The sequence below is a fragment of the Amycolatopsis sp. NPDC102389 genome (genome assembly GCF_044765885.1).
In the GTDB taxonomy this organism is placed as follows: domain Bacteria; phylum Actinomycetota; class Actinomycetes; order Mycobacteriales; family Pseudonocardiaceae; genus Amycolatopsis.
Window position 1 is genome coordinate 67,619 of the sequence record NZ_JBIWKX010000010.1, and the last position, 22,862, is coordinate 90,480.

The window sequence follows — 22,862 nt, forward strand, 5'->3', positions numbered from 1 at the left end:
TCAGTGGCAGGTCAGCAGGCTGATGGTGCTGTCCGCGCAGGAGGCGAGGAGGCTCAGGTTGCTGGAGCCGCCGTGGCTCCCGCCGCCGTGTCCGCCGTCGAGAACGTCGGGGGCGTCCAGGGCCTGCAGGTCGAGAACCAGTTCCATGGTGTTCCCTTTCACTAGTTTTTCTCGGTCCGCCGGCCGTCAACGACCGGCAGTTTCGGAGGACAGGAACGGCAGCACGGCCTTCCCGTCCAGGGTCGCGGCGAGGGCGAGCAGGATGCCCGCGCCGCCGGTGACGACGTCCATCGACAACCGCAGCAGCTGGTTGCCCGGGAACGCCAGGCCGCCCTTGTACGGCACCGCGTACCAGGCCAGCCGGGAAAGATGCAGGTCGATGGCCTCGCGGACGGGCTCGTCCGGCTCGGCGCCCATGGCGAGCGCGGTCATCAGCCCGCACCGGCCGAACAGCAGGCCGGGGTGGATGACGAATTCGCCGCGGCAAGATTCGCGTAGCCCAGGAAGGCTCTTCAACGCCTTCGCGTCCGGATGGTGCTTCGCCAGCTCCTCGGCGACCATGAGGATTCCGGCGCTGCCGACGCCCACGTAGGGCAAGGTCCTGGTCTCGCCGTCGCGGACCTGCAGCGAGCCGTCGTCGGACTCGGCGCACTCCTCGATGTCCCGCTCCAGCGCCTGGTCGGCGAAGGACAGCCAGCCCTCTTCGCGAGTGCGCTCGAACAGCCGGATGAACAGCAGCGCCGGCCCGGACCAGCCGTTGAGCAGCCCGGCCCTGGCGAAGTCACCGGGCGGGTCCGCGGTCTCGAGCGCTTCGGCGAGCTTGACGGCGGTGGCGAGTGCCTGCCTGCCGAACTCGTTGTCCTTACGCTTCACGGCGAAGTGCAGCTGGGTCAGGCCGATCCCGGAAAGGCCCCCTTCGAGGCCGTGGTCGGTGGTCTGCTCGACCAGGGTCGCCGACGCCGACAGCAGCTTGGTGGCCTCGTCGCGGTAGCCGAGCTCTTCGAGGACATAGGCGATTCCGTACGACCCGTCGTAGAACCCCGGCCGCAGCGGCGGGTCACGCCGGATCGAGTCCAGCAGCCACCGCTCGTGATCGGGATACCGGTCCCCGTTGACGGCGTTCAGCGCGTAGAGGACACCGGCCGCGCCGTAGCCGAAGCACGCGCCACCCACGCGGAACTGCTCGATGTCGCCGGGGAAGAGCCGGTCGGCGCGTTCGGGGGTCGCGGCGGCGAGGATCGCCTCGGTGATCTGTTTCCGGACCAGCGTCCAGTCCGGCTTGTCGTGGTCCAGCTCGGTCGCGCTCGTCAGCGGCGGCATGTTCCGGGGCGCGAGCTCCGCGACGATCGAGTCCGCGTAGCCCTCCGGGACGTCGAAACGCTTCTGGACGAAGTCCGCGAGGCCGCGCAGCTTCGCCGGAGCCAGCTCGAGGAGCGTGCTGAGCGGCAGGAAGATCCACAGCTTCAGGACGGCGAGCGCGTACTCGTCGACCTCGAACCCGTTCCGGTCCCTCGGCGCGCGGAAGCCGGGCGCGCCGAGCGCGGGCCGGGTGCCGCTCGCGACGTCGGACGCCATCTCGAAGTCGATCAGCGAGACCGCGTCGTCGTCCCCGTCGACCAGGATGTTCATCGAGTGCAGGTCGCCGAACACGATCCGGCGATCGTGGACCGCCTCGACCATCCGCTCGACGCGTTCGACCAGCGCCAGCGCTCGCTTGGTGTACGCGGCGATATCGGCGTCGGTGGTGTTCCGCCTGGTGAGCGGATAGTTGCGGGCGAGCCAGTTGCCGAGCGCGATACCCGGCATGTACTCCATCGCCAGGAAGTGGTGCTCCCAGACGGTGAAGCGGTCGAAGGCGGTGGGGATGCCGTCGATCCCCTTCAGCCGCTCCAGCACCTCGTGCTCGCGGCGGAGGCGTTCGACGGCGTCGACCTCGTCGCGGTCCAGGCCGGCGAAGGGCCTGGCCTCCTTGAGGACCACCTGTTCGTCGTCGGCCTTCCGGCCGGCCAGGTACACGCCGCCGCCGTTGGAGAAGTGCAGCGAACTCTTCACCTGATAGGGGAACTGCTCCGCGCCGCCGCTCTTGCGAGCTGCGAGATGAGGCGCGAGGAACTCCGGAATCGTCACCCAGTCGGGTACGGAGAAGGTCGGTTCGCGCTTGTCCGGGACCAGTGTCCCGTCCGGTTTGCGGACCGCGAGAACCCGCTTGCCGTCGAGTTCGACCCATTGCTCGGCGAATCCGCCGTAGCGGACGTAGAGCGGCCCGGCACCATACCGGAGATCACTGAGAATGTACGCCCCTGGTTCGCCGTCGAGCTTCGCCGACAACGCGACGAGAACACGTTCGAGCTCGTTGTTGTCAGCCGGATAAAGAGTCAGCAACTTTCCGCTTCCGTCACGCGGAGCGTATTTCGAATTCCTGGCGAGCAGGGTGCTCCGCGATCGGAGGTGCTTGTAGGACAGATCGTGCTCGATACAATGCTCGTGCACCTTCGTGAGCACTCGCTCGGCGTTGCCCAACCCTGCCGACACGTGGATTTTCCAGCCCTGCAAGGGAAGGTTTCGAGCAAGAGGGTGCAGCATCCGCCACACTCCGCGCACTCCGGAGCGCCAGCCCGTCTCGGGAGCGGGCAGCAGGGAGGCGAAATCGTCGGCGGCGTCCCCGTTTTCTCGCTGCTCGTCGAAGAACAGCGGATCGGCGAAGCAATACGCTTCGTACCGGACGTCCATCGAGCGCCCCCTCCTTGGCACCAATCGGATGGGCCATGTGCACCATCGCGATGGAGAATATTCCACCCGCCGGACACCGAACGGCCAATCCGCCATACCGGGGGTTCGGATGGGCTGTTCAGGGTCGTGAATTCGAAATCTACCGAATGGTAGGGGTACCCAGCGTGAGATCAACTCGGATTTCAACCACCCGGTCGGTGTGTAACAGGCACGTACCTGCGATGTAATCCCTGGTCCAGGCGGCGAAAACAATAATGCGCGACCGAATTGACGGATCGCCAACGGCCGCGCTTCGTGATCTATTCACCCGAGGTCTGGACCACTGGCCGCCCTTCGTGGCGCCCGCCACGAAGCCCGCCGGTCGCCCGTCGGCGGTGATCGGCCCGGAGGTACGTTGTCGCCGGTGGAGCCGTAAGGAGGCCGACGTGATCACAGGGTTCGCGGTGACCGTCGCGATCTGCGCGACGCTGGTCGCGGCGTGGAGTTTCGTGCAGGCGGCACGCAAGAAGCTGCCGGACAACGCCTTGCTCGCCGGCCTCGCCGTGGTCGAAGTCCTCCTGGTCGCCCAGCTCGTGATCGGTGTCGTGCTGCTGATCGGCGGCGGCCGCCCCGGCAGCATGGCCACCTATCTCGCCTACCTGATCGGCTGCCTGATCGTGCTCCCGCTCGGGACCTTCTGGGCGCTGGCCGAGCGCACCCGGTCGAGCACCGCGATCCTCGGCATCGCCTGTCTCGCCATCCCGGTGATGGTGCTGCGGCTGAACGAGGTCTGGGCGGGCGCCAGTGCCTGAGGAAACCGAGGAGAAGACGGTGGACACCGCGACGGACAAGGCCTCCGGCCCGGGACGGATCCTGGTCGCCGTGTACGCGATCTTCGCGCTGGCGGCGACCTCACGCGCCGCCGTGCAGATCAGCACCAAGTTCCACGAAGCCCCGCTGGCCTACACGCTCTCCGCGTTCGCGGCCGTCGTCTACCTGCTGGCCACCGTGGCACTGGCCCGCCGCGGCGCGGGCTGGTGGCGGGTCGCGCTCGTCGCCTGCGGCGTCGAACTGCTCGGCGTGCTGACTGTCGGCACGTTCAGCCTCTTCGACCGCGAGGCCTTCCCGCACGCCACCGTGTGGTCCGTGTACGGGCAGGGCTACCTCTTCATCCCGCTGGTGCTGCCGGTGATCGGGCTGATCTGGCTGCGGCGGACGAAGCCCTGACACGTGAGTTACGCCTCCAAGCACGCGAGTTACGTGTCAGATCACGCGAGTTACGACTCGAAACAGCCCTTTTCGTTGAGCGGGCCGAACGTGGGCAGCACCAGCCCGCACAGGTAGCCGTCGATCCAGCGCCCGTTGCCCGCGACGTTGGTGAGCACCCGGATCGCCGGCGCGAACGCGGCGATCCCCTTGGCCAGCGAATCCTGGTTGCGCTGGAGCATCGACGTCAGCCGGTCGAGTTGTTCGAGCACCGGCCCCAGTTGCCCGTCGTTGTCGGCGATGATGCCGTCGAGTGTGGTCGCGAGCCGTTTCGAGCCGTCGAGCAGCTCCTTGATCGCCTGCTGGCGGGTGGAGATCGCGCGCAGCAGCGCGTTGCCGTCCTGGATCAGCCGCTGGGTCTCGGTGTCGCGGTCGACGAGGGTCCGCGAGACCTGACGTGTGTTCGCGAGCAGCGTCCGGAGTTGCCGGTCCCGGGAGGCGATGGTGCCGGAGAGCTTCGAGATCCCGTCGAGCGCGGAACGGACGTCGGCCGGCGTATCGGCGAAGGTCGCTGAAATTGTGTCGAAGCTTTTCGCGAGCTGGTCGACGTCGATGGCGTCGACGGTCTTCGACAGGCCCCGAAACGCTTCAAGGACGTCGTACGGCGCGGTGGTCCGCCGCAGCGGGATCGGGTCGCCGGGATCGAGGATCGCTTCGCCGTGCGGGTCGAGCGCCAAGTACTTCTGCCCCAGCACGTTCTTGATCTGAATGGACGCGCTCGTGGCGTCGCCGACCCAGGCGTCCTTCACCCGGAAGGAGACGAGAACGCGATCGCCGTCGAGGCCGATCTCGGACACCTTGCCGACCTTCACCCCGGCGATCCGGACGTCGTTGTCGGCGCGCAGCCCGCCCGCGTCGGAGAATTCGGCGGAATACGTGGTGCCGCCGCCGATCACCGGCAGGGCGTCGGCGTTGAGCGCCGCCGCCATCCCGAGGGCCATCGCGGTGAGCCCGGCGAGCGCCACCTTGACCGGATCCACCGCGCCGAAGGACCTCATCGTCTCACCTCGCAGGTCACGAGCGGCAAAGCTTAGGGGCCGCCCCTGACCATCGCCAGGCGAAACGTTGCACCGATCGGGTGGCAACGTCCGTCCACTATGGACTCTAGGGAGTGTCGATCCGGATTTCGTAGTGGAGCGTCTGTACTTCTTCATCCCGCGCGTTCACGGGTTCTCCGGTCGGGACGCCGCGAAACGTGACGGGCTACCGCCAGAGTTCGTTCGCGGTCCCCCGCGCGACATGCTCCTCGTAGATCCCGACCTTCCGGCTGATCAGGTCCAGGCAATCGCCCAGCTCGGCGATCCGGTCGCGGACGGTGTTCTGATGGTCCCGCAGCAGATCGAGCCGCTTTTCCTCGTTTCCCGGCCCTTGGCGGACGAGTTCGGCGAATTCGCGGATGGTGGCGAGCGGCATTCCGGACGCCCGGAACTTCGTGCAGTTCAACAGCCACTCGACGTCTTGTTCGCTGTACACGCGGCGGCCGTTCGCGTCCCGTTTCACCGGTGCCGCGAGCAGCCCTTCCTTCTCGTAGAAGCGAAGCGCGTGCACGCTGAGGCCCGTCCGGGCGGTGACCTGGCCGATCGCGAGTTCCGTCACCGGACCGACCATAGCGCCCTTGACCTAGAGAGCCCTCTAGCTCTTAGCGTCCGCCTCATGAGCACCGCACAACACAAGATCGGCTTCGGTTTCGGCGCGCGCAGCACCGCCGGTGAAGTACTGGACGGCATCGACCTCTCGGGCAAGCTCGCCCTCGTCACCGGTGGATATTCGGGGCTGGGCCTGGAAACCACCCGGGCGCTGGCGAACGCCGGCGCGCACGTGGTCGTCCCCGCGCGCCGTCCGGCCGACGCCGAGGCCGCCCTCGCCGGGATCTCCGGCACCGAGGTCGGCGAGCTCGACCTCGCCGACCTGGCGAGCGTCGAGGAGTTCGCCCGCCGCTTCCTCGGCACCGGCCGCCCGATCGACGTCTTGATCGCGAGCGCCGGGATCATGGCCGCGCCGGAACGGCGGGTCGGCCCCGGCTGGGAGTCGCATTTCGCGATCAACCACCTCGGCCACCACGCCCTGGTGAACCGCCTCTGGCCCGCGCTGGCGGCCGCCGGTGGCGCCCGCGTCGTCACGGTGGCCTCGTCCGGGCACCACTCGTCGCCGATGCGCTGGGACGACGTCCAGTTCGAGCGCGGCTATGACCGCTGGCTCGCCTATGGCCAGGCCAAGACGGCGAATGTGCTGTTCGCGGTGCACCTGGACAGGCTCGGCGCCGAACACGGGATCCGCGCGTTCAGCCTGCATCCGGGCGCGATCCTCACTCCCTTGCAGCGGCATCTGCGGCAGGAGGAGATGGTCGAGCGCGGCTGGATCGACGAGCACGGGAACCAGGCCGATCCGGAGTTCAAATCGCCGGAGCAGGGCGCGGCCACCCAGGTCTGGGCGGCGACGTCGCCCCGGCTCGACGGGATGGGCGGGCTCTACTGCGAGGACTGTGACATCGCCGAAGTCGCCGCCGAAGAGGGCGAGTGGGTCGGCGTACGGCCGTACGCGATCGACGCCGGTGAGGCCGAGCGGCTCTGGAAGTTCTCCGCCGACCTCACCGGCCTCGGCTAGTTCCAGAACTTGATCTCGGGGTTGCCCGGCACCGGCCCGTCGAGCAGCGGCTGCTGCCCGCCGCGCAGGTTCGCGTCGAAGAACGCGGAGACGTACGCCCTGGTCAGCTGCATCGCGCGCTCGCCACCGAGCTGGCCGGGCTCGCTCAGGCCGAGCTGCTCACCGAGTACGCCGACGTCGGTGAAGGAGGCGTGCCCGGCGGCCGCGACGCTGATCCAACGCTTCCAGCCGGTCAGGTTCGGCCAGCTGCCCGCCCAGGTCGTGTCCGGGCCGGCCGGGGTGTACTCGCTTTCGCGGCCGAGCAGCAGGAACGGCCGGTCGATCCCGGACGCGGGGATCGGCGACCACAGCCTGCCGTCCAGATCGGCGCCCGCCCGGATCCGCGGGTCGTCGGCCATCGCGGTCGGCGTGCTGTACCCGCCGATGGAATGCCCGGCCATCCCGATCCGCGTCCGGTCGATCAGCCGGGACCACCGCGACGAAGGGCCGGTCAAGGTGTCGAGGACGAACGAGACGTCCGCGGAGCGGATCGGCGGGAGCAACGTCGAGTCGGAACCGCACGCGACGCAGCCGGTGACGCGTCCGTCGGGGAAGGCGGTGCCGAAGGACTCGTAGTTGTGGCCGATCAGCACGACCACGAAACCCTTGCTCGCCAGCTCTTCCGCCAGCCCGGTGAGCGTGGTGCGCGGTTTGTTGAACCCCGGCGACAGGACGACCAGCGCCCGCTTCCCCGGCAGGGGCGGCGCGTCGACCCTGGCACTGGTCCGGAGCCCGGCGACCAGCCCGGGGTCGACGTCGGGAAGGCCCGATTCGGTCAGGAACATCTTGGCCTCGGCCAAGGTGAGATACGGCCGTTTCGGGCCGACCGGCAGCAGCGCGGGATAGAACATCGACACCATCAGCTCGCGCGGCCCGGCCGGCACCCAGGGGTCCCGGCGCGAAGAGTCGACCAGATGCAGATCGGTGGAGCCGACGGGCTGCGAGCCGGTCGGCGGCGGCAACTTCAGTCGTGGCGCCGCCGCGGCCGGGCTCGCCAAGGACACCATGCCGGCGAGGGCGACCAGTGCGACGAGAAGCCTTCTCATGAGGATTCCGTTTCTGTCGAGGATCTTCCTGAACCCAGGCTGGGCCGCGCCTCCGTATTCGCGCATCTGTCGCAAGGTGTATCCCGGGCTCTGTCGGAAGAGGGATTCGCGACGCCCGATCCGGGATTACGCTCGACTGGTGCTCTCCTTCCTCAGGAATCACCCGAAAGCCGTCGACATCGGGCTGACCGTCCTCATCGGACTGTCCACTGTGGTCGCCGGTGACGATCCGGAGGGCCTCGGTTGGTGGCTGACCTCCTTGGTGGCCTTGGCTTCCCTGCTCGTCCGGCACCGCAATCCGGTGGTCACCTTCGCGACCGGCGCGACCGTCTCGCTCCTGCATCTGGCCATGGGCAACGATCTCCGCCCGGTCGACGTCGTGGCGTTGATCGGCCTCTTCTCCGTCGCGGCCTGGGGGTCGCGGCGGCTTTCGTTCGCCCTGCTGGCGGCGGGCCTGCTGGTCACCGGGGCGTGGTCGTTCCACGCCGCCGAATCGAATACGCGGGAACCGGCCCCGACGCCGCCGCGGATCATCATCATCGATCCGCTGGCGCCTCCCGGGCCCGAGGACGACCAGGTGCAGGACTGGGGCGGTTTTCCCGGTATCGGGTTGTCGCTGGCGGTGGCGTGGCTGGCCGGGCTGAACACGCGGCAGCGCCGGATCCGCCTGTCGGTGCTGGAACAGCGGGCCGCCGACCTCGAACGCGAACGGGACACCCAGGCCGCGCTGGCCGTGGCCGCCGAACGCGGGCGTATCAGCCGCGAACTGCACGACGTCGTCGCGCACGCGCTTTCCGTGGTGGTGTTACAGGCCCAGGGCGCCCAGGCCGAACTGGAGCGGCGGCCGGAACGGACGCGGGAGGCGCTGGACGCCATCGTCGGCACCGGGCGGACCGCGTTGAGCGAGATCCGGCGGCTGCTCGGCGCGCTCGGCCAGGACGAACCGGAATGGGAGCCCCGGCCCGGCGCGGAACGCCTGCCACGGCTGGCCGCCGACATCCGGTCCGCCGGCACGCCGGTCGAGTTCCGGGTCGAAGGGGAACCAAGGCCACTTCCGTCCACAGTGGACCTCGCGGCGTACCGGATCGTGCAGGAGGCGCTGACGAACGTGCTGAAACACGCCGGCCCGGCGGCGTCGGTGACTATCGTGATGCGATATGAGCCCGGGACGCTGGAGATCGAAGTGACCGACGACGGCATCGCGGCGGAAGAGCCGTCCGGTTCCGGGCACGGCATCGAGGGGATGCGGGAACGGGTGAACGTGCTGGGCGGCACCTTCGACGCGGGGCCGCGTCCGGAGCGCGGCTTCGCCGTCCGCGCGACCCTGCCGTCATGACGATCCGGGTGGTCATCGCCGACGACCAGTCGCTCGTGCGCACCGGCCTGCGGATGATCCTCGACAACGCCGACGACATCGACGTCGTCGGCGAGGCGGGCGACGGCGCGGAGGCCGTCGCGCTGGTGGCGGAGCTCGATCCGGACGTGGTGCTGATGGACATCCGGATGCCCGAGATGGACGGCGTCGAGGCCACCGCCGCGATCGCCGCGGCCCACCGGGCCCGGGTCCTGGTGCTGACCACGTTCGACCTGGACGAATACGTCTACGCCGCGCTCCAAGCCGGGGCCAGCGGCTTTCTGCTCAAGGACGCGCTGGCACCGGATCTGCTCGCCGGCGTCCGCGTGGTCGCCTCCGGCGAGGCCACCCTCGCACCCACCGTCACCCGGCGGCTGCTCGACCGCGTCGTCACCGGCCTGCCCGCGCCCTCGCGTTCCGACGACCGGCTCGCCCTGCTCACCGGACGCGAACACGAGGTGCTGCAGCAGCTGGCCAGGGGTCTGTCCAACGCCGAGATCGCCGAGCTGCTGTATCTCTCACCGGGGACGGTGAAGACGCACGTCGGCCGTATCCTCACGAAACTCGGGCTCCGCGACCGCGTCCAGGCGGTCGTCTTCGCCTACGAATCCGGGATGATCAGCCGCTGACCGCGGCCGGCGCGCGCCAGTGCTTGCCGCGGCGGGGCCGCCGGTGCTGACCGCGCCTGCCGAGGTCGCCGAGGGCGACCAACGGCCGTGCGGCGAACTCCTCGGCCGTGATGCCCATCCGCACCAGGTACTTGATCTCGCCGCGCACCACCTCGGTGTCGCGCAGCCTGCCTTCCTCGCGGAAGCCGAGGCCGCCGTGCAGCGAGAGCGACGCGAGGTTGCCGCCGTACACGCTGACCTCGCATTTGCGGAAGCCGCGCTGCCCGAACATATGCGCCAGCAGGACGGTGATGGCGTCCGTGGCGTAGCCGCAGCGCTGGTGCCGCGGGGCGATCCCGATGCCGTAGCCGAACCGGCCGGTCGCCGGGTCGGCGCCGATGGTGCAGACCGAGCCGACCAGCATCCGGCCGCGGACCGTCTCGATGCCGAAGTGGATGTCGTCGCCCGCGGACCCCGAACGGTGCGAAGCCCAATGCCGGTGCCCGCCGCCGATCAGCGGCGTCGCCTCGCGGGCCATGTCACGGTCGAAGCCCATCAGGACCCGGCGGTCGCGGAGACCGACCTCGCGCAACCGCACCTTCCGCCCGACCTGCTCGGGTTCCAGGGCGGAGCGGCTCACCGCGTCCGGCCGCACGGGTGCTCACGAACGATCACAAGCATGCATCGACGATATCGGGTCCCGAAACGCCCGAAGGCCCCCACCCGGTACGGATGGAGGCCTTCGGCGTGAAGAAAGTCAGATGGCGACGACGCGCTGGGCCTGCGGGCCCTTCTGACCTTGGCCGATCTCGAACTCGACGCGCTGCCCCTCGTCCAGGGACTTGAAGCCGCTGCCCTGGATCTCCGAGTAGTGCACGAAAACGTCCGGTCCGCCGTCGTCCTGAGCGATGAAGCCGAAGCCCTTTTCGCCGTTGAACCACTTAACGCTGCCCTGAGCCATACTTTTTTACCTGCTCTTCATAGCGAGTCTGAGCCCATTCGATGCCCCGATCTCGCCGTCCATTGTCGCAGGTCTTGCCCGTTCGCACACGTTGCCATCCCAAATTCGCACGTTTTCCCAGGTCAACAGCACCCTTGGCGCGTCGGCCGGGTCGTCGGATCGCCGATTTCGACGCCGTCGGCTGCTCGGTCGCGAAGGCGATCGCCCTCGCGGCCGCCGCGGGGTCGATCCCGAGTTCGGCGTGGCCGGACAGCGCGGTGCGGACGTAGCCCGGCGAGACCGACGTCGAACAGGGTCTTGAGGTCACCCGGCTCGGTGACGTCCACGCGCGTGGCGGCCGCCCGCCTCGACGGGCGCGCCGAGCGAGGCGAGGTGACGGGCGGTCCGAAGCCAGAGACGTCAGGGACACCTTCCAGGCCGAAATGACTGATTTAGGGCTTTCAGGCGGGGGTCGTGAGTGGCAAAGAGGGTTCTAACCCTCATTATCACTCACGGCCCCGGCCAGGATCGTACATATAGGCATGAACCGGACACCGGACAGGCCGAGACCGTCCCTTGCGGACACTCAGCGGCGCTTAGACGTCAGCGAAGAGGGTCTACGCCACGTTTGACTTACCCTCAATAGAACCCTCTTTGCCACTCACGACACCTCAGTGCGCATCGGGCTCCGAGCCGATCCGGTAGGACACCGGCCTGCCTTCCTCGTCCCGCACCTGCACCGGCTTGCCCTCGGCGTCCACGATCTTGCCGTCGACGATCTTGTCGCCGTTCTTGAGGCGGGAGAAGGCTTTCAGGTCGGAGTAGTCGATCACCCGGGTCGCCGTCGCGAACACCGACGGGTCGCTGCCCGCCTTGGCCGGCTTCAGGTGATTGAAAAACAGGTTCAGCACGACGGCCGTGAGCGCGGCGGAGCTGATCCCCGAGTGGAAGATCGTGCCGACCCACGCCGGGAAGTGGTGATAGAACTCCGGAGCCGCGATCGGGATCATCCCCATCCCGACGGAGGCCGCGACGATCACCAGGTTCATGTTCCCGTTGTAGTCCACTTTGGACAGCGTCCTGATACCGGACGCCGCGACCGTGCCGAACAGCACGAGGCCCGCCCCGCCCAGCACCGGGTACGGGATCGCGGCCACCACGCGGCCGAGCACCGGGAGCATGCCGAGGATCAGCAGGATCACGCCGCCGGCGGTCACCACGAACCGGCTCCTGATCCCGGTGATCGCGACCAGGCCGACGTTCTGGGCGAACGCGCTCTGCATGAAACCGTTGAACACCGGCGCGATCGCCGAAGACGCCATGTCGGCGCGCAGCCCGTCGCCGATCCGGCGTTTGCCGACGCGCGTGTCGACGATCTCCCCCACCGCGAGGATGTCGGCCGTGGTCTCCGTGAGGGTCACCAGCACGACGATGAACATCGACACGATCGCGGCGACGTCGAAGGTCGGCAAGCCGAAGGCGAACGGGGCCGGCACCGCGAAGATCGGGCCGTCCCAGACCTTGGAGAAGTCGGCCTTGCCCAGCACGGCGGCCAGTACGGTGCCCACCACGATCGACAGGAGGATCGAGAGCCGGGAGATCGCCGGGACGGCGACCTTGCTGAGCAGCAGCACGATCGCCAGCGTCATCGCGGCCAGCCCGACGTTGGAGACCGAACCGAATTCCGGCGATTTGGTGTTGTTGCCCATCGCCCACTGGGCCGCGACCGGCATCAGGCTGAGCCCGATCACCGTGATGACCGTCCCGGTGACGACCGGCGGGAAGTACTTCACCAGCCGGGAGAACACCGGCGTGATGAGCAGGCCGAGCAGCGCGGACGCGATCACCGAGCCGAAGACGGCGGGCAGTCCGCCGTCGGCGACGATCGCGGTCATCGTCGCCACGCCCGCGAAGGAGGTGCCCTGCACCAGCGGCAACCGGGAGCCGAAGAAGGGCACGCCGAACGATTGCAGGATCGTCGCCAGCCCGCCGATGAACAGGCACGACGCGACGAGCAGCCCGATCTCGGCCGTCGAAACGCCCGCGGCGCCGCCGATGATCAGGGGCGGCGCGATGATCCCGCCGTACATCGTCAGGACGTGCTGGATGCCGTAAGTGAAACTCCTGCCGATCCCGAGCCGTTCGTCCTCGGGCCTGCCGCTCGCGGCCGTTTCGGCCTGCGTCCTCTTCACCATGGATCCGCCTCTCGGTAGAAGCGAGCGATGCCGGGCAATTTCAGTCTGCGGAGGTTAACTTCCACATAGCAGAAGTCGCAAGACCCTGCCCGTACGGGTCGTCCTCCCGTCGCGCGGACAAAGATCCTTTCCCGCACGGGGAACCGGAGCGCGGCGATGGTAGAAAGCGCTTGCCCTCATCGGCGGGGATCCCGGAGCAGGAAGACGGCACATATGGCGAATCCGCTGGTCGCTGAACGTCAGGACTCGACCAAGGACCACTCCGGCGTCCCGTTGCTGGAATCGGCGAACGACCTCAAAGAGGGCATCGAGAAGGGCGACTGGGCCGCGGTCGCGATGGGAGCCGTCGGGACGGCTCTCGACGCGCTGTCGATGGCCATGGATCCGTTCGGGTCGATCCTCGCCGCGGGTGTCGGCTGGCTGCTCGAACACGTCGGCCCGCTCTCCGACGCGCTCGACGCCTTGACCGGCGACGCCGACCAGATCAAGGCACAGGCCGAAACCTGGGCCAACATCGCCAAGGAACTCGGCGCCGTCGGCACCGAGCTGTCGGACCTGGTCAAGGCCGACCTGCAGTCGTGGGCGGGCGAAGCCTCGGACCGCTATCGCGAGCGCTCGGCGGACACGGTCAACGTCCTCACGGCCGCGCAGAAGGGCTGCGAAGGGGCCTCCAGCGGGGTCAAGATCGCGGGCGAGGTCGTCGCCGCCGTCCGCACCCTCGTCCGGGACATCATCGCCGAACTCGTCGGCCACCTCATCAGCTGGGCGCTGCAGGTGCTGTTCACCCTCGGCATCGGGCTGACCTGGGTGGTGCCGCAGGTGGTCACCGCGGTCGCCAAGACCGCTTCGAAGATCGCCGACATCACCACCAAACTCGTCAAGGCGCTCAAGGGCCTGATTCCGCTGCTCAAGCGGGCCGACACGCTTTTCGACGACGCGGCCAAGGCCCTGGGCAAGCTGAAGGGCGGCAAGGTCGACGCCCCGCCGCCACCCAAGACCAAGGGCGGCGGCAACGATCGCGGGCTCGACACCAAGAAGGACAAGGACCCCGACGAGAGCACCACCAGCTCCGGCGCCGACGGCAATGGCAAGCCCGACAACGGCGGCGACAACAGGGGCGGCGGCAACTCCAACGACAAGGGCAACACCAAGAGCGACAACGACCAGACGAACACCAGCGGCACCGGCGGCGGAGGCAACCGGGACCGGGGCGGCAGCAACGACACCACCAAGAAGGACGGCGACAGCGACCGCTCGACGCCGTCGGATTCCAAGAACTACTGCGGCGACCCCGTCGACATCGCGACCGGCGAGGTCGTCATGAAGCAGGTCGACGTGACGTTGCCCGGCGACGCGGCGGAGCTGGAGCTGTCCCGGACGCATCTGTCGTCCTACACCGCCGGACGCTGGTTCGGTCCTTCTTGGACGTCCACAATGGACCAACGGCTGGCGTTCCGGCGCGACCGGATCCTGTTCTACGCCGAAGACGGCATGGTGCTGACCTATCCTCATCCGGCGGGCGGATCCGTCCTGCCGGCGCAAGGCCCGAGGCACCGGCTGCGCCGCGCGGCGGACGGCTATCGGCTGTCGATGGGCGATCGCGAGCTGCATTTCGCCGGCACGGGCGGAACCCTGCCGCTCACCGCCATCGAGCAGAACGGCGCCCGCACCGAGTTCGCCTACGCGCCCGACGGATCGCCCGCGAGACTTCGCCGGAGCGACGGCGTCGAACTCGCGATCGGCACCGCGAACGGGCGGATCGTCGCGCTCGGCGCCCCGGGACAGCCGCCGCTCGTGCGCTTCTCCTACAACCGGCTCGGCCAGCTGAGCACCGTCACCGACTACGCCGGGCGCCCCATGACCCTCGACTACGACTTCGGGCACCGCCTCGTCGGCTGGAAGGACCGCACGGGCACCTGGTACCGCTACGTCTACGACGACGCCGGCCGCTGCGTCCGCGCCGTGGGCGCGAGTGGGTACTACAACGCGACGTTCGCCTACGAGCCGGGCACGACCCGGCACACCGACGCTGTCGGCCACACGTGGACGTACCGCCTCAACGACGCCAAGCAGCTGATCGAACGCGTCGATCCGCTGGGCAACTCCCAGCGCTACACCTGGAACCGGCGCGACGAGCTTCTGTCCACAGTGGACGAACTCGGCCGGGAGACCGGTTACGAATACGGCGAACACGGCGAACTGGTGGCCGTCCACCGTCCCGGCGGGGACACGGTGTCGCTGACACACGCCGAGGGCGAGGTCCGGCTGTCCGCGGGCGACGTCCGGCGGACGGTCCCCGCGTTCGACCCGGCCACCACCCTGACCGGCACCGGGCTGCCGGTGGAGATCCCGGACGCGCCCGACCCGCTCACCGACGCGCCCGTGACGGATCGCCCCGGCGACCGCGACCTGTTCGGCCGCCCCCGCCTCGTGTACACGGCTTCCGGCGGTGCGGCGAGGCTCGGCTGGACGGCCGACGGACGCCGTGCCTGGCGGCTCGGCCCGGACGGCGGCCGCGAGACCTGGGTGCACGACGCGGAAGGCCACGTCGTCGAGCACCGCGACGCGACCGGCGCCGCGCGGCGCCGCAAGTACGGCCCCTTCGGCCTCGTCACCGAGGAGACCGACGCGGCGGGCGCGCGGACGCTGTTCACCTACGACGGCGAACTGCGGCTCACCTCGGTGACCAACCCGAACGGCCTCACCTGGCGCTACATCCGCGACGCCGCGGGACGGCTCGTCGAGGAGATCGACTACGACGGCCGCCGGATCGGCTACACCTACGACGCGGCGGGTCAGCTGCTTCGCATGACCAACGGCACCGGCGACGCGACCGAGTATGCCTACGACCTGCAGGGCAACGTCGTGGCACGGCGTACCCCGGACGACGTCACGGTGTACGAATACGACGCGCTCGGCAGGATGACCGTCGCCGAGAACACCGAGTCGCGGGTCGAGATGGTCCATGACGACGGGGACGAGGTCGTCGTCGACACGATCAACGGGCTCGGGGTGTGCCTGCGCCACGACGGCGACACCCTCGTCCGCCGCACTTCGTCCGGTGTGGACAGTGAGTGGCGGTTCACGGAAGCCGGGCTGCCGCGGTCGCTGCGGATCGCCGGGCACGAGATCGAATTCGCCTACGACGACGCCGGGCGCGAGATCACGCGCAGCGTCGACGGCACCGTGGTGCTCCGGCGGCGCTTCGACGCGGAAGACCGGCTCGCCGAAGAGCACATCGCGGGCGTCGGTCAGCGTGTCTACGGCTACCGGCCGGACGGCAGGCTCGCCGCCGTCGAAGACGCGATCCGGCCCTGGCGGCTCTCCTTCGACCCGGCGGGCCGGGTCAGCGAGGCGCACGGGCCCGCCGGAGTCGAACGGTTCACCCGCGACACGGCGGGCAACATCACCCACGACGAGGGCGTCTACAACGCCGACGAGCGGGGCCGGGTCGTCGCCGACCGGTCCTGCGTCTACGACTGGGACCACCTCGACCGGCTGCGCTCCGTGCGCACGCCCGACGGCGCGCTCTGGACCTACCACTACGACCCGCTCGGACGGCGGTTCGCCAAACGCCGCTGGCTGATCGATCCGGAGGGGGAAGCCGAGCTCACGCACGACGTCCGGTTCCTGTGGAGCGGGATGAACGTGGTCGAGCGGATGGACTACGACCCCGCCGACGAGTCCTACCGGCTCTTCACCTGGGAACGCTACGACGACGATCGCCCCGTCGTGCAGATCGAGCGCACCGGCGCCCTCGAGGACGCCCTGTTCCGCGCCGTGATCACGTCGCCCGCCGGGACGCCGACCGAGATGCTCGACGAACGCGGCACGCTGGTCTGGCAGGACCGCAGCAGTTTCTGGGGCGTGCCCCTGCCCGACGCCGACACGGCGTCGATGCCGCTGGCGTTCCCCGGCCAGCACCGCGACGAGGAAACCGGGCTGCACTACAACGTCTTCCGGTACTACGACCCGCGGACCTCGCGCTACCTCAGCCAGGACCCGCTCGGCCTCGCGGCCGCGCCGAACCCCGTCGGCTACGTCGATCAGCCACTGCTCATCGGCGACCCGCTCGGCCTCGTCCCGCCTTGCGGCAAGACCGGGCCGGGGAGCCAGCAGCGGCCGCAGCCGGTCGGCCCCAGCGGGCAACCCCAGCCGCCGCGAAGGAGCCCGCGGAAGCCTCCCGTCAACGTCGACAAGATGTCGAAGGAGGAGTTCGAGAAGTTCAAGCCGAAGCTCGACCAGATCCTGAAGGCGGACAAGCACTTCTTCTGGTCCGGCGGTACCAAGAAGCGCAAACGCGGCGAAGAGGACGAGTACCTCGGTTCGGTCGAGGAGAAGGCCACCAAGATCGCGAAGCAGAACGGCGGCAACACCCTCGAGGGCACCCTCAAGGACAACAACATCAAGATGCCCGGGTGGATCAACGATCCCAAGGACCCGAGGAAGCCGCTCGTCCAGGAGAAATGGGACTACGTCTCCGAAACCTTCGCCAAGAACTCCAACAAGGACACGCACGTGGTCTTCCCCTACTGGCCGGGCAAGGGACACGACGTCTACCCGCATCGCCGCGAGGACAACGTGTTCGACGTGACCGAGTACCCGCGGCTCGAAAAGATGGGGATCGACGACATCACCAAGCACAACGCGGAGACCGGGCACACGCGCCCGTACCGGCACACCAAGTGACGTTGCCGCAGCCCCGCCGCTTTGGTATACCAAAGGGAGCTCGTCGAGAAAGGTGCTCCCTTGTTGATCCGTGACGTCCGCCCGTGGGGTGGACAGCGCAGCGACGTCGAAGTGGCCGAGGGCCGGATCGCCGAGGTGCGGCCGCACGATCCCGCCGCCGCGCCGGCGCCGGACACCGTCGACGGGCGCGGGCGGCTGCTGTTCCCGTCGTTCAGCGACGTGCACGTCCACCTGGACTCGACGCGGATCGGCCTGCCGTTCCGGCCGCACACCGGCGCGCCCGGCGTGTGGGCGATGATGCTGAACGACCGCGAGAACTGGCGCGACGCCGAGGTCCCGCTGCCCGAGCGCGTCGCCGGGACACTCGAGCGGATGATCGCGAACGGCACCACCCGCGTGCGCACGTACGCGCAGGTGGACGTCGACTGCCGGCTGGAGAAACTCGACGCCGTCCTCGCCGCGAAGGAACGCTTCGCCCGGCACGCCGACGTCGAGATCATGGCGTTCCCGCAGGCCGGGATCCTGCGCGAACCCGGCACCGTCGACGTGCTGGAGGCTTCGCTGCGCTCGGGCGCCACGGTCGTCGGCGGGATCGACCCGTGCTCGCTGGACAAGGACCCCAAGGGACATCTCGACGTGGTGTTCGGGCTCGCCGAGAAGTACGGCGTCGAGGTGGACATCCACCTGCACGAACCCGGCCACCTGGGCGTGTTCTCGACCGACCTGGTGATCGAACGGGTCCGCGCGCTGGACATGCGCGGAAAGGTCACCATGTCGCACGCGTACGACCTGGGCTCGATCTCGGAATCGGTGAGCCGTCGCCTGATCGACACGTTCGCGGAACTGGACATCGCGATGGCGACCGTCGCGCCCTCGACCGACGGCCAGCTGTCCCTCGCGGACCTCACGACCGCGGGCGTGCGCGTCGGCCTCGGCGAAGACGGCCAGCGGGACTACTGGAGCCCGTACGGCAACTGCGACCTCCTCGACCGCACCTGGCAACTGGCGTTCACCAACGGCTTCCGCCGCGACGACCTGATCGAGATGGCGCTGGCCGTCGCCACGATGGGCGGCGCGTCGATCATGAGCCACGACGTCCCACGGCTGGCCGGTATCGCCGACCGTCCGGGCGTGGCCGTCGGCGACCGCGCCGACCTCGTGCTGGTGGACGGGGAGACCCCGACGAGCGCGGTGATGGACCGCGGCAAGGACCGCACGGTGCTGCACGACGGCGTGGTCGTGGCGGACGGGCTTTCGGTGCTCGGTTAAAGCGTTGGCGCGCGATCGCGGCCACTGCTACCTTGCCGGAGACCGTGCGAGCGAACGAGGAGGTGGTACCCGTGAACATTTCGACATGGGTGCTCCCCTCAGGGGTCACGGTCGGGCGATAGGTCGTCCGGGAGCGCCGTTTCACGAGCACTCCCGAAAGGCACGACCATGCACTTCACTTCCGAAAAACGCCTCGAAGACGGTGTCCTCGAGCGCGAATTCACCCTCGGCGAGGTTCCCGGCATCCTGTGGACGCCGGAGTCCGCGGCGCCCGTCCCGCTGATCCTGATGGGTCACCCCGGCGGGCTGGGCAGGATGCACCCGCGGCTCGTGGCCCGGGCACTGAGTTGCACGGCGGAGGGCTACGCCGCGGTCACCATCGAGCTCCCCGGGGCCGGTGATCGGCCGCGTCTCGCCGTCGTCGACGAGGCCCGCGCCGACCTGCAGCGAGCGCTGAAGGCCGGCGAGCCGGTCACCGACGACATCGTCGACCGGCTGGTCCTCCCGCTGGTCGAAAAAGCGGTCCCGGAATGGCAAGCCACCCTCGACGCGCTCCTCGCGCTGCCCGGAATCGGCGGCCCGGTCGGGTTCTCGGGCGGGGTGATCGCCATCGCCACCCGGCTGGCGGTGGTCGAGCCACGCGTCGATGCCGCCGTTCTGTTCGCCGGGAGTTACGTTCCCCGCGGCATCCTCGAAGAGGCCCGGCAGGTCACCACCCCGCTGCTGGTCCTGTTGCAGTGGGACGACGAAGGAAACGACCGGCAGCAGGCACTCGACCTGTTCGACGCCTTCGGCTCCAAGGAGAAGACGTTGCACGCCAACCTTGGCGGGCACACCGGCGTCCCGCGGTTCGAAGGGGACGACGCGAGCCGGTTCTTCGCCCGGCACCTGAAGTAGGCCCGGATCGAACGCCCTTGCCCGGTCCGGACAAGGGCGTTCACAGGTGGGGTTTTCAGTCGTCGGCGCGGAGTTCGGCGTTGAGGCGCTGAGCTTCGTGCAGTTGGTCTTCGAGGGCGATGATGCGGCAGGCGGCGTCGACGGCGGTGCCCTGATCGACCAGTTCCCGCACCCGGGCGGCCAGGCGAAGCTGGTGCCGGGAGTAGCGGCGGTGGCCCCCGGCGGACCGCTGGGGGGTGATCAGACCGGCCTCGTCGAGGCTGCGAAGGAAGCCCTGGGTGGCGCCGAGCATGTCGGCGGCCCGGCCCATCGTGTAGGCGGGGTAGTGCTCGTCGTCGAATTTGCCGGCCCCGTCGGCCGGTCCGTTTTGATCAGGGATCATTCCACCTCCACATCACAAAGGACCCCGGGTGCCAGAACGGCACCCGGGGTCCTCAGGGTTGGGTTTCACCATTGTCGACCGGCGTGACCGCCGGCTTCTTGCACCCGCGTCCGCTGGGAAGCCGGACCTCGCGGGGATCGCTCATTCGTGACCGCGAACCACCTCCGAACTCGATGGAACTACGGCACCCGCGCGGCGCTACCTTGCCGCTGCGGGCGATCCAATGATGTTGCCGTTCCCTTCTTTCCTGTGTTTTCACCTTGCTGGGTACTGCTACTTCACCTACCGCGGACGACAACGACGGGAACCCTTCCACTGATCGGTCCCAGCACGCTGACGCCGCTGGCCACTGCCCGGAGCCCTGTTCACCGATCGGCTCCGGCCACCTGACCGGTCCTGCAACTGTCTTCACTTTCTCGCCGGGGCCGGCACTACCTGGTCGAACCTCTTCACAACCCGGCCCCGCTGTGTTGCTGTCCTGCTGTGTTGCTGTCTTGCTCCGGTCACCGGCCGGGACCTGTTCCTTGATCGGCCCCGTGCCGCGTGACCTGCCTGTCTCACCTCGCGGGTAGTTACGTCATCTCCCGCGCCTGCTTGACGTTGTCTTTCTCGGTACGAGGAGAACATTACCCACACTCGGCGCCGAATGTCTACCCCGGCCGACACAGATTTTCTGCACCCACCGGATCGGGTGACGGCGTCAGGAAAGGAGACCGGCGCGAAAGCCGGCGGCGACCGCCTCGGCGCGGTCGTGCACGCCCAACTTGCGGAAGATCCGCTTGCAGTGGGTTTTGACGCTGTCCTCGGAGAGCGCGAGATCGGCGCCGATCTGCAGGTTCCGCTTGCCTTGGGCCATGCCCCAGAGGATCTGGACCTCGCGTTCGGAGAGATGAGGACACGGCGGGATGTCGCCGGGCGCGGCGGCGACGGCGGGCTCGGGGCACGGGCCGTCGCATTTCCGGAGGAACCCTCCGACGCCGGGCACCACGTCGACCGTGCCGGACGATCCGAACATGATCACCGAGGCATCGGGGGCGACCGACAGCAAGGTCGCCGCGGCCGCGGGACCGGACGGCTCACCCGGCCGGACGGCGACGAACACCACGTCGGCGGGCGACCGGACGTACCTGCTGACGAGTTCGGCACAGGTCGCGGCGCATTCGACGCGCCCGATCCCCGGCGCGCCCTGCAGCGATCGCGCGACCCCATGGCGCGTATCCAGCCGGTCGGCGTAGACCAAGATCTCCACCTCGGCAGCCATTTTCGAAGGTTCTTCGCGATCGCGCTCGTTTCGGGGATTGAACACGGCCTCCATGTCCCGGAAACGCCGGTACACCTATTCCCTTACGCGAGATGGGCAAAACGTTATGAAGCCGATCATGCCGACGGTTTCGCCGCGCTCCTACCAGCGACGACGATGCGCGGTTATCAAATCGTGACCACAGGCCCGAGGCCGTGTCGCGACCGCATCGCGACGAGCAGTTGATCACCGGATTTTGGTTTCACCCGATCGTGCACTCAGGGGCGAGCGCCCGCATTCCCGCTACGACGGAGAGTGGTTCATTCGGGGATCCGAAGACTGTAAGGAGTGGCGGCGGCGGGTCCCATAAGTGGCAGTTCCCTATTGCCTGACGGGTCCTTACTGTCGTCTGTTGGGGCAACCCCTTCGAGCAAACCGGAAATGGTGGAGTGCGATGGTGTGGCTGCGAACGACTCGGTGTGAAACGGGCACGTCGCCCGTTTCGCGCGGTCGTCGCGGGCGCGCCTTGCTCCGTTTCGGCACGCTGGGCGGACTGGCGATCGCCGGATTCGCCGGCGCCGCCGTCCTGGCGGGTTCGGCCACCGCGGAGGAGGTTTCCCCGCTCCCGGTGGCGGCTGATTCGCCGGGATCCGTCCCGGTCCCACCGCCGGCGAGTGTGGGAGACCTGGTGCGGACGACGGTCCGCGAGGCCACCTCGGACGCCGTCGCGGCGACACACCAGGTGGTCGGCACGGCCAACACCGCGGCCGCTGTCGCCGGCACCGTCGGCGAGGCGGTCACCGCCTTGGCGGAGCCGGTCCTGGAGACGACGACGCGGACCGTTCGCTCGGTGACCGACACGGGTTCGGCGCTGGTCGCGCCCGCGGTCCAGACGGTTTCCGAGGTGGCCGCACCGTTGACCGTGACGGAGTCTGCGGCGCAGCGGACGGTCGGCTGGGTCACGGTGACGGTCACCTCGGTGATCTCACCGAAGACACCCGCCGCCACCCCGTTCGTCCCGGCGATGCCGGACATCGCGCCGGTCGCGGCGCCGGAACCGGCCGCTGACGTGCCAGTACCCACGGCCGACTTCGCGGCCGCGGCCGTCGGCGTGACCGACGCGGCGCCGCTGTCGCCTGTTCCGGCGGCCGACCACGCGCTGCCTCGCCTGACCACCCCCGCCACCCCGTCGCCGCTGTCGCCGATCGTCCCGATCGCGCCGGCGATGCTGCCCGGCAGCGCCCCCTCGTCGGGCACGTCGGCCGCGCAGGGTGGTTCATCGACTTCCGCCGCGATCTTCGACGGCGGACCGATCGGCTCGCGGTTCACGACCGGCGAGCCGGTCTCGGATCAGCATCTCCCGCTCCGTATGCGTGCGGATGATCCCTCGGTGTCGCCGGACTGACGTGTCGGCTGCCAACGCGATTCACGCGTAAGCGATCGCGAAGCAAATCCATTGATCGGTAGCGACAGCAGGACCGTCGAGGTGCAACTCGACGGCTGGCTCGCGAACTCATGGGCTGAAATCGCAAGTCAGTGGTTCCCGCTGCCACTACCTCCATCAACGGCTGGTGTCCAAGGGCTGTCGGCAAAAACAAGACCCGTTTTCACAGCAGACACGTCA

20 protein-coding genes are annotated in these 22,862 nt (G+C 68.9%); 10 read left to right on the plus strand and 10 right to left on the minus strand.

Features of this window, described 5'->3' with window-relative positions; translation table 11 throughout:
* Together ACIRGA_RS11755 and lanKC are read right to left on the minus strand one after the other, a co-directional pair.
* A complete protein-coding gene (locus ACIRGA_RS11755; protein WP_360092823.1) occupies nt 1-147 on the minus strand; it encodes a SapB/AmfS family lanthipeptide in 147 nt (48 codons plus the stop codon).
* 39 nt (nt 148-186) lie between these two features.
* Nucleotides 187-2,730, minus strand: a complete 2,544-nt coding sequence (gene lanKC, locus ACIRGA_RS11760) for a class III lanthionine synthetase LanKC (RefSeq protein WP_400939616.1) — start codon at nt 2,728-2,730, stop codon at nt 187-189.
* A 425-nt stretch (nt 2,731-3,155) separates the two neighbouring features.
* On the opposite strand from lanKC, the gene ACIRGA_RS11765 reads away from it, so the two are divergent.
* Complete coding sequence (locus ACIRGA_RS11765; protein WP_400939618.1) at nt 3,156-3,521, plus strand: hypothetical protein; 366 nt, start codon at nt 3,156-3,158, stop codon at nt 3,519-3,521.
* Nucleotides 3,514-3,936, plus strand: a complete 423-nt coding sequence (locus ACIRGA_RS11770; RefSeq protein WP_400939620.1) for a hypothetical protein — start codon at nt 3,514-3,516, stop codon at nt 3,934-3,936. The genes ACIRGA_RS11765 and ACIRGA_RS11770 overlap by 8 nt, the downstream gene beginning before the upstream one ends.
* Nucleotides 3,937-3,986: 50 nt before the next feature.
* On the opposite strand, the gene ACIRGA_RS11775 is transcribed toward ACIRGA_RS11770, so the two are convergent.
* Nucleotides 3,987-4,973: an MCE family protein gene (locus ACIRGA_RS11775; RefSeq protein ID WP_400939622.1), complete on the minus strand. Its 987-nt coding sequence runs from the start codon at nt 4,971-4,973 to the stop codon at nt 3,987-3,989.
* Nucleotides 4,974-5,178: 205 nt separating this feature from the next.
* Entirely contained in the window at nt 5,179-5,571 is a 393-nt protein-coding gene (locus ACIRGA_RS11780) for a MerR family transcriptional regulator (protein ID WP_400939624.1), read from the minus strand.
* 57 nt (nt 5,572-5,628) lie between these two features.
* Here ACIRGA_RS11780 and ACIRGA_RS11785 point away from each other — a divergent pair, with 57 nt between their 5' ends.
* A complete protein-coding gene (locus ACIRGA_RS11785; protein ID WP_400939627.1) occupies nt 5,629-6,579 on the plus strand; it encodes an SDR family NAD(P)-dependent oxidoreductase in 951 nt (316 codons plus the stop codon).
* Here ACIRGA_RS11785 and ACIRGA_RS11790 read toward each other — a convergent pair.
* A complete protein-coding gene (locus ACIRGA_RS11790; RefSeq protein WP_400939630.1) occupies nt 6,576-7,664 on the minus strand; it encodes an alpha/beta hydrolase family protein in 1,089 nt (362 codons plus the stop codon). The genes ACIRGA_RS11785 and ACIRGA_RS11790 overlap by 4 nt on opposite strands.
* 139 nt (nt 7,665-7,803) lie before the next feature.
* Between ACIRGA_RS11790 and ACIRGA_RS11795 the strand changes: the two genes are divergently transcribed.
* Nucleotides 7,804-9,000 (plus strand): sensor histidine kinase, encoded by a 1,197-nt coding sequence (locus tag ACIRGA_RS11795; protein ID WP_400939633.1) that lies wholly within the window; start codon nt 7,804-7,806, stop codon nt 8,998-9,000.
* Entirely contained in the window at nt 8,997-9,647 is a 651-nt protein-coding gene (locus ACIRGA_RS11800) for a response regulator (protein WP_400939636.1), read from the plus strand. The genes ACIRGA_RS11795 and ACIRGA_RS11800 overlap by 4 nt, the downstream gene beginning before the upstream one ends.
* On the opposite strand, the gene ACIRGA_RS11805 is transcribed toward ACIRGA_RS11800, so the two are convergent.
* Both ACIRGA_RS11805 and ACIRGA_RS11810 read right to left on the minus strand, forming a co-directional pair.
* Nucleotides 9,637-10,281, minus strand: coding sequence for a GNAT family N-acetyltransferase (locus tag ACIRGA_RS11805; protein WP_400939639.1), 645 nt, complete (start codon nt 10,279-10,281; stop codon nt 9,637-9,639). The genes ACIRGA_RS11800 and ACIRGA_RS11805 overlap by 11 nt on opposite strands.
* Before the next feature lie 102 nt (nt 10,282-10,383).
* On the minus strand, nt 10,384-10,587 hold the full coding sequence (locus tag ACIRGA_RS11810; RefSeq protein WP_005149851.1) for a cold-shock protein: 204 nt from the start codon (nt 10,585-10,587) through the stop codon (nt 10,384-10,386).
* Nucleotides 10,588-10,721: 134 nt separating this feature from the next.
* Here ACIRGA_RS11810 and ACIRGA_RS11815 point away from each other — a divergent pair, with 134 nt between their 5' ends.
* A complete protein-coding gene (locus ACIRGA_RS11815) occupies nt 10,722-10,856 on the plus strand; it encodes a hypothetical protein (RefSeq protein ID WP_400939642.1) in 135 nt (44 codons plus the stop codon).
* A 381-nt stretch (nt 10,857-11,237) separates the two neighbouring features.
* Here ACIRGA_RS11815 and ACIRGA_RS11820 read toward each other — a convergent pair whose 3' ends face one another.
* Nucleotides 11,238-12,761: a nucleobase:cation symporter-2 family protein gene (locus ACIRGA_RS11820; RefSeq protein ID WP_400939644.1), complete on the minus strand. Its 1,524-nt coding sequence runs from the start codon at nt 12,759-12,761 to the stop codon at nt 11,238-11,240.
* Between the two features lie 213 nt (nt 12,762-12,974).
* On the opposite strand from ACIRGA_RS11820, the gene ACIRGA_RS11825 reads away from it, so the two are divergent.
* The 3 genes from ACIRGA_RS11825 to ACIRGA_RS11835 all read left to right on the plus strand — a co-directional run bounded on the left by ACIRGA_RS11825 (nt 12,975) and on the right by ACIRGA_RS11835 (nt 19,616).
* On the plus strand, nt 12,975-17,450 hold the full coding sequence (locus ACIRGA_RS11825; RefSeq protein WP_400939646.1) for a DUF6531 domain-containing protein: 4,476 nt from the start codon (nt 12,975-12,977) through the stop codon (nt 17,448-17,450).
* Between the two features lie 60 nt (nt 17,451-17,510).
* The gene (locus ACIRGA_RS11830; RefSeq protein WP_400939648.1) at nt 17,511-18,719 is read left to right on the plus strand and encodes an amidohydrolase family protein; all 1,209 of its coding nucleotides are present in this window, start codon (nt 17,511-17,513) and stop codon (nt 18,717-18,719) included.
* Nucleotides 18,720-18,887: 168 nt separating this feature from the next.
* A complete protein-coding gene (locus ACIRGA_RS11835; protein ID WP_400939650.1) occupies nt 18,888-19,616 on the plus strand; it encodes a dienelactone hydrolase family protein in 729 nt (242 codons plus the stop codon).
* 55 nt (nt 19,617-19,671) lie between these two features.
* On the opposite strand, the gene ACIRGA_RS11840 is transcribed toward ACIRGA_RS11835, so the two are convergent.
* Nucleotides 19,672-19,998, minus strand: a complete 327-nt coding sequence (locus ACIRGA_RS11840) for a MerR family transcriptional regulator (protein ID WP_400939652.1) — start codon at nt 19,996-19,998, stop codon at nt 19,672-19,674.
* Nucleotides 19,999-20,698: 700 nt separating this feature from the next.
* Complete coding sequence (locus tag ACIRGA_RS11845; protein ID WP_400939654.1) at nt 20,699-21,259, minus strand: response regulator transcription factor; 561 nt, start codon at nt 21,257-21,259, stop codon at nt 20,699-20,701.
* A gap of 505 nt (nt 21,260-21,764) precedes the next feature.
* Here ACIRGA_RS11845 and ACIRGA_RS11850 point away from each other — a divergent pair.
* Nucleotides 21,765-22,643 (plus strand): hypothetical protein, encoded by an 879-nt coding sequence (locus ACIRGA_RS11850; protein ID WP_400939656.1) that lies wholly within the window; start codon nt 21,765-21,767, stop codon nt 22,641-22,643.
* Nucleotides 22,644-22,862: the final 219 nt, after the last annotated feature.

Excerpts from the sequence above, each read along its gene's own strand:
- ACIRGA_RS11755 (WP_360092823.1), bottom strand. The coding sequence starts at position 147 with ATGGAACTGGTTCTCGACCTGCAGGCCCTGGACGCCCCCGACGTTCTC.
- lanKC (WP_400939616.1), bottom strand. The coding sequence starts at position 2,730 with ATGGACGTCCGGTACGAAGCGTATTGCTTCGCCGATCCGCTGTTCTTC.
- ACIRGA_RS11775 (WP_400939622.1), bottom strand. The coding sequence starts at position 4,973 with ATGAGGTCCTTCGGCGCGGTGGATCCGGTCAAGGTGGCGCTCGCCGGG.
- ACIRGA_RS11785 (WP_400939627.1), top strand. The coding sequence starts at position 5,629 with ATGAGCACCGCACAACACAAGATCGGCTTCGGTTTCGGCGCGCGCAGC.
- ACIRGA_RS11790 (WP_400939630.1), bottom strand. The coding sequence starts at position 7,664 with ATGAGAAGGCTTCTCGTCGCACTGGTCGCCCTCGCCGGCATGGTGTCC.
- ACIRGA_RS11800 (WP_400939636.1), top strand. The coding sequence starts at position 8,997 with ATGACGATCCGGGTGGTCATCGCCGACGACCAGTCGCTCGTGCGCACC.
- ACIRGA_RS11810 (WP_005149851.1), bottom strand. The coding sequence starts at position 10,587 with ATGGCTCAGGGCAGCGTTAAGTGGTTCAACGGCGAAAAGGGCTTCGGC.
- ACIRGA_RS11820 (WP_400939644.1), bottom strand. The coding sequence starts at position 12,761 with ATGGTGAAGAGGACGCAGGCCGAAACGGCCGCGAGCGGCAGGCCCGAG.
- ACIRGA_RS11825 (WP_400939646.1), top strand. The coding sequence starts at position 12,975 with ATGGCGAATCCGCTGGTCGCTGAACGTCAGGACTCGACCAAGGACCAC.
- ACIRGA_RS11835 (WP_400939650.1), top strand. The coding sequence starts at position 18,888 with ATGCACTTCACTTCCGAAAAACGCCTCGAAGACGGTGTCCTCGAGCGC.
- ACIRGA_RS11840 (WP_400939652.1), bottom strand. The coding sequence starts at position 19,998 with ATGATCCCTGATCAAAACGGACCGGCCGACGGGGCCGGCAAATTCGAC.
- ACIRGA_RS11845 (WP_400939654.1), bottom strand. The coding sequence starts at position 21,259 with ATGGCTGCCGAGGTGGAGATCTTGGTCTACGCCGACCGGCTGGATACG.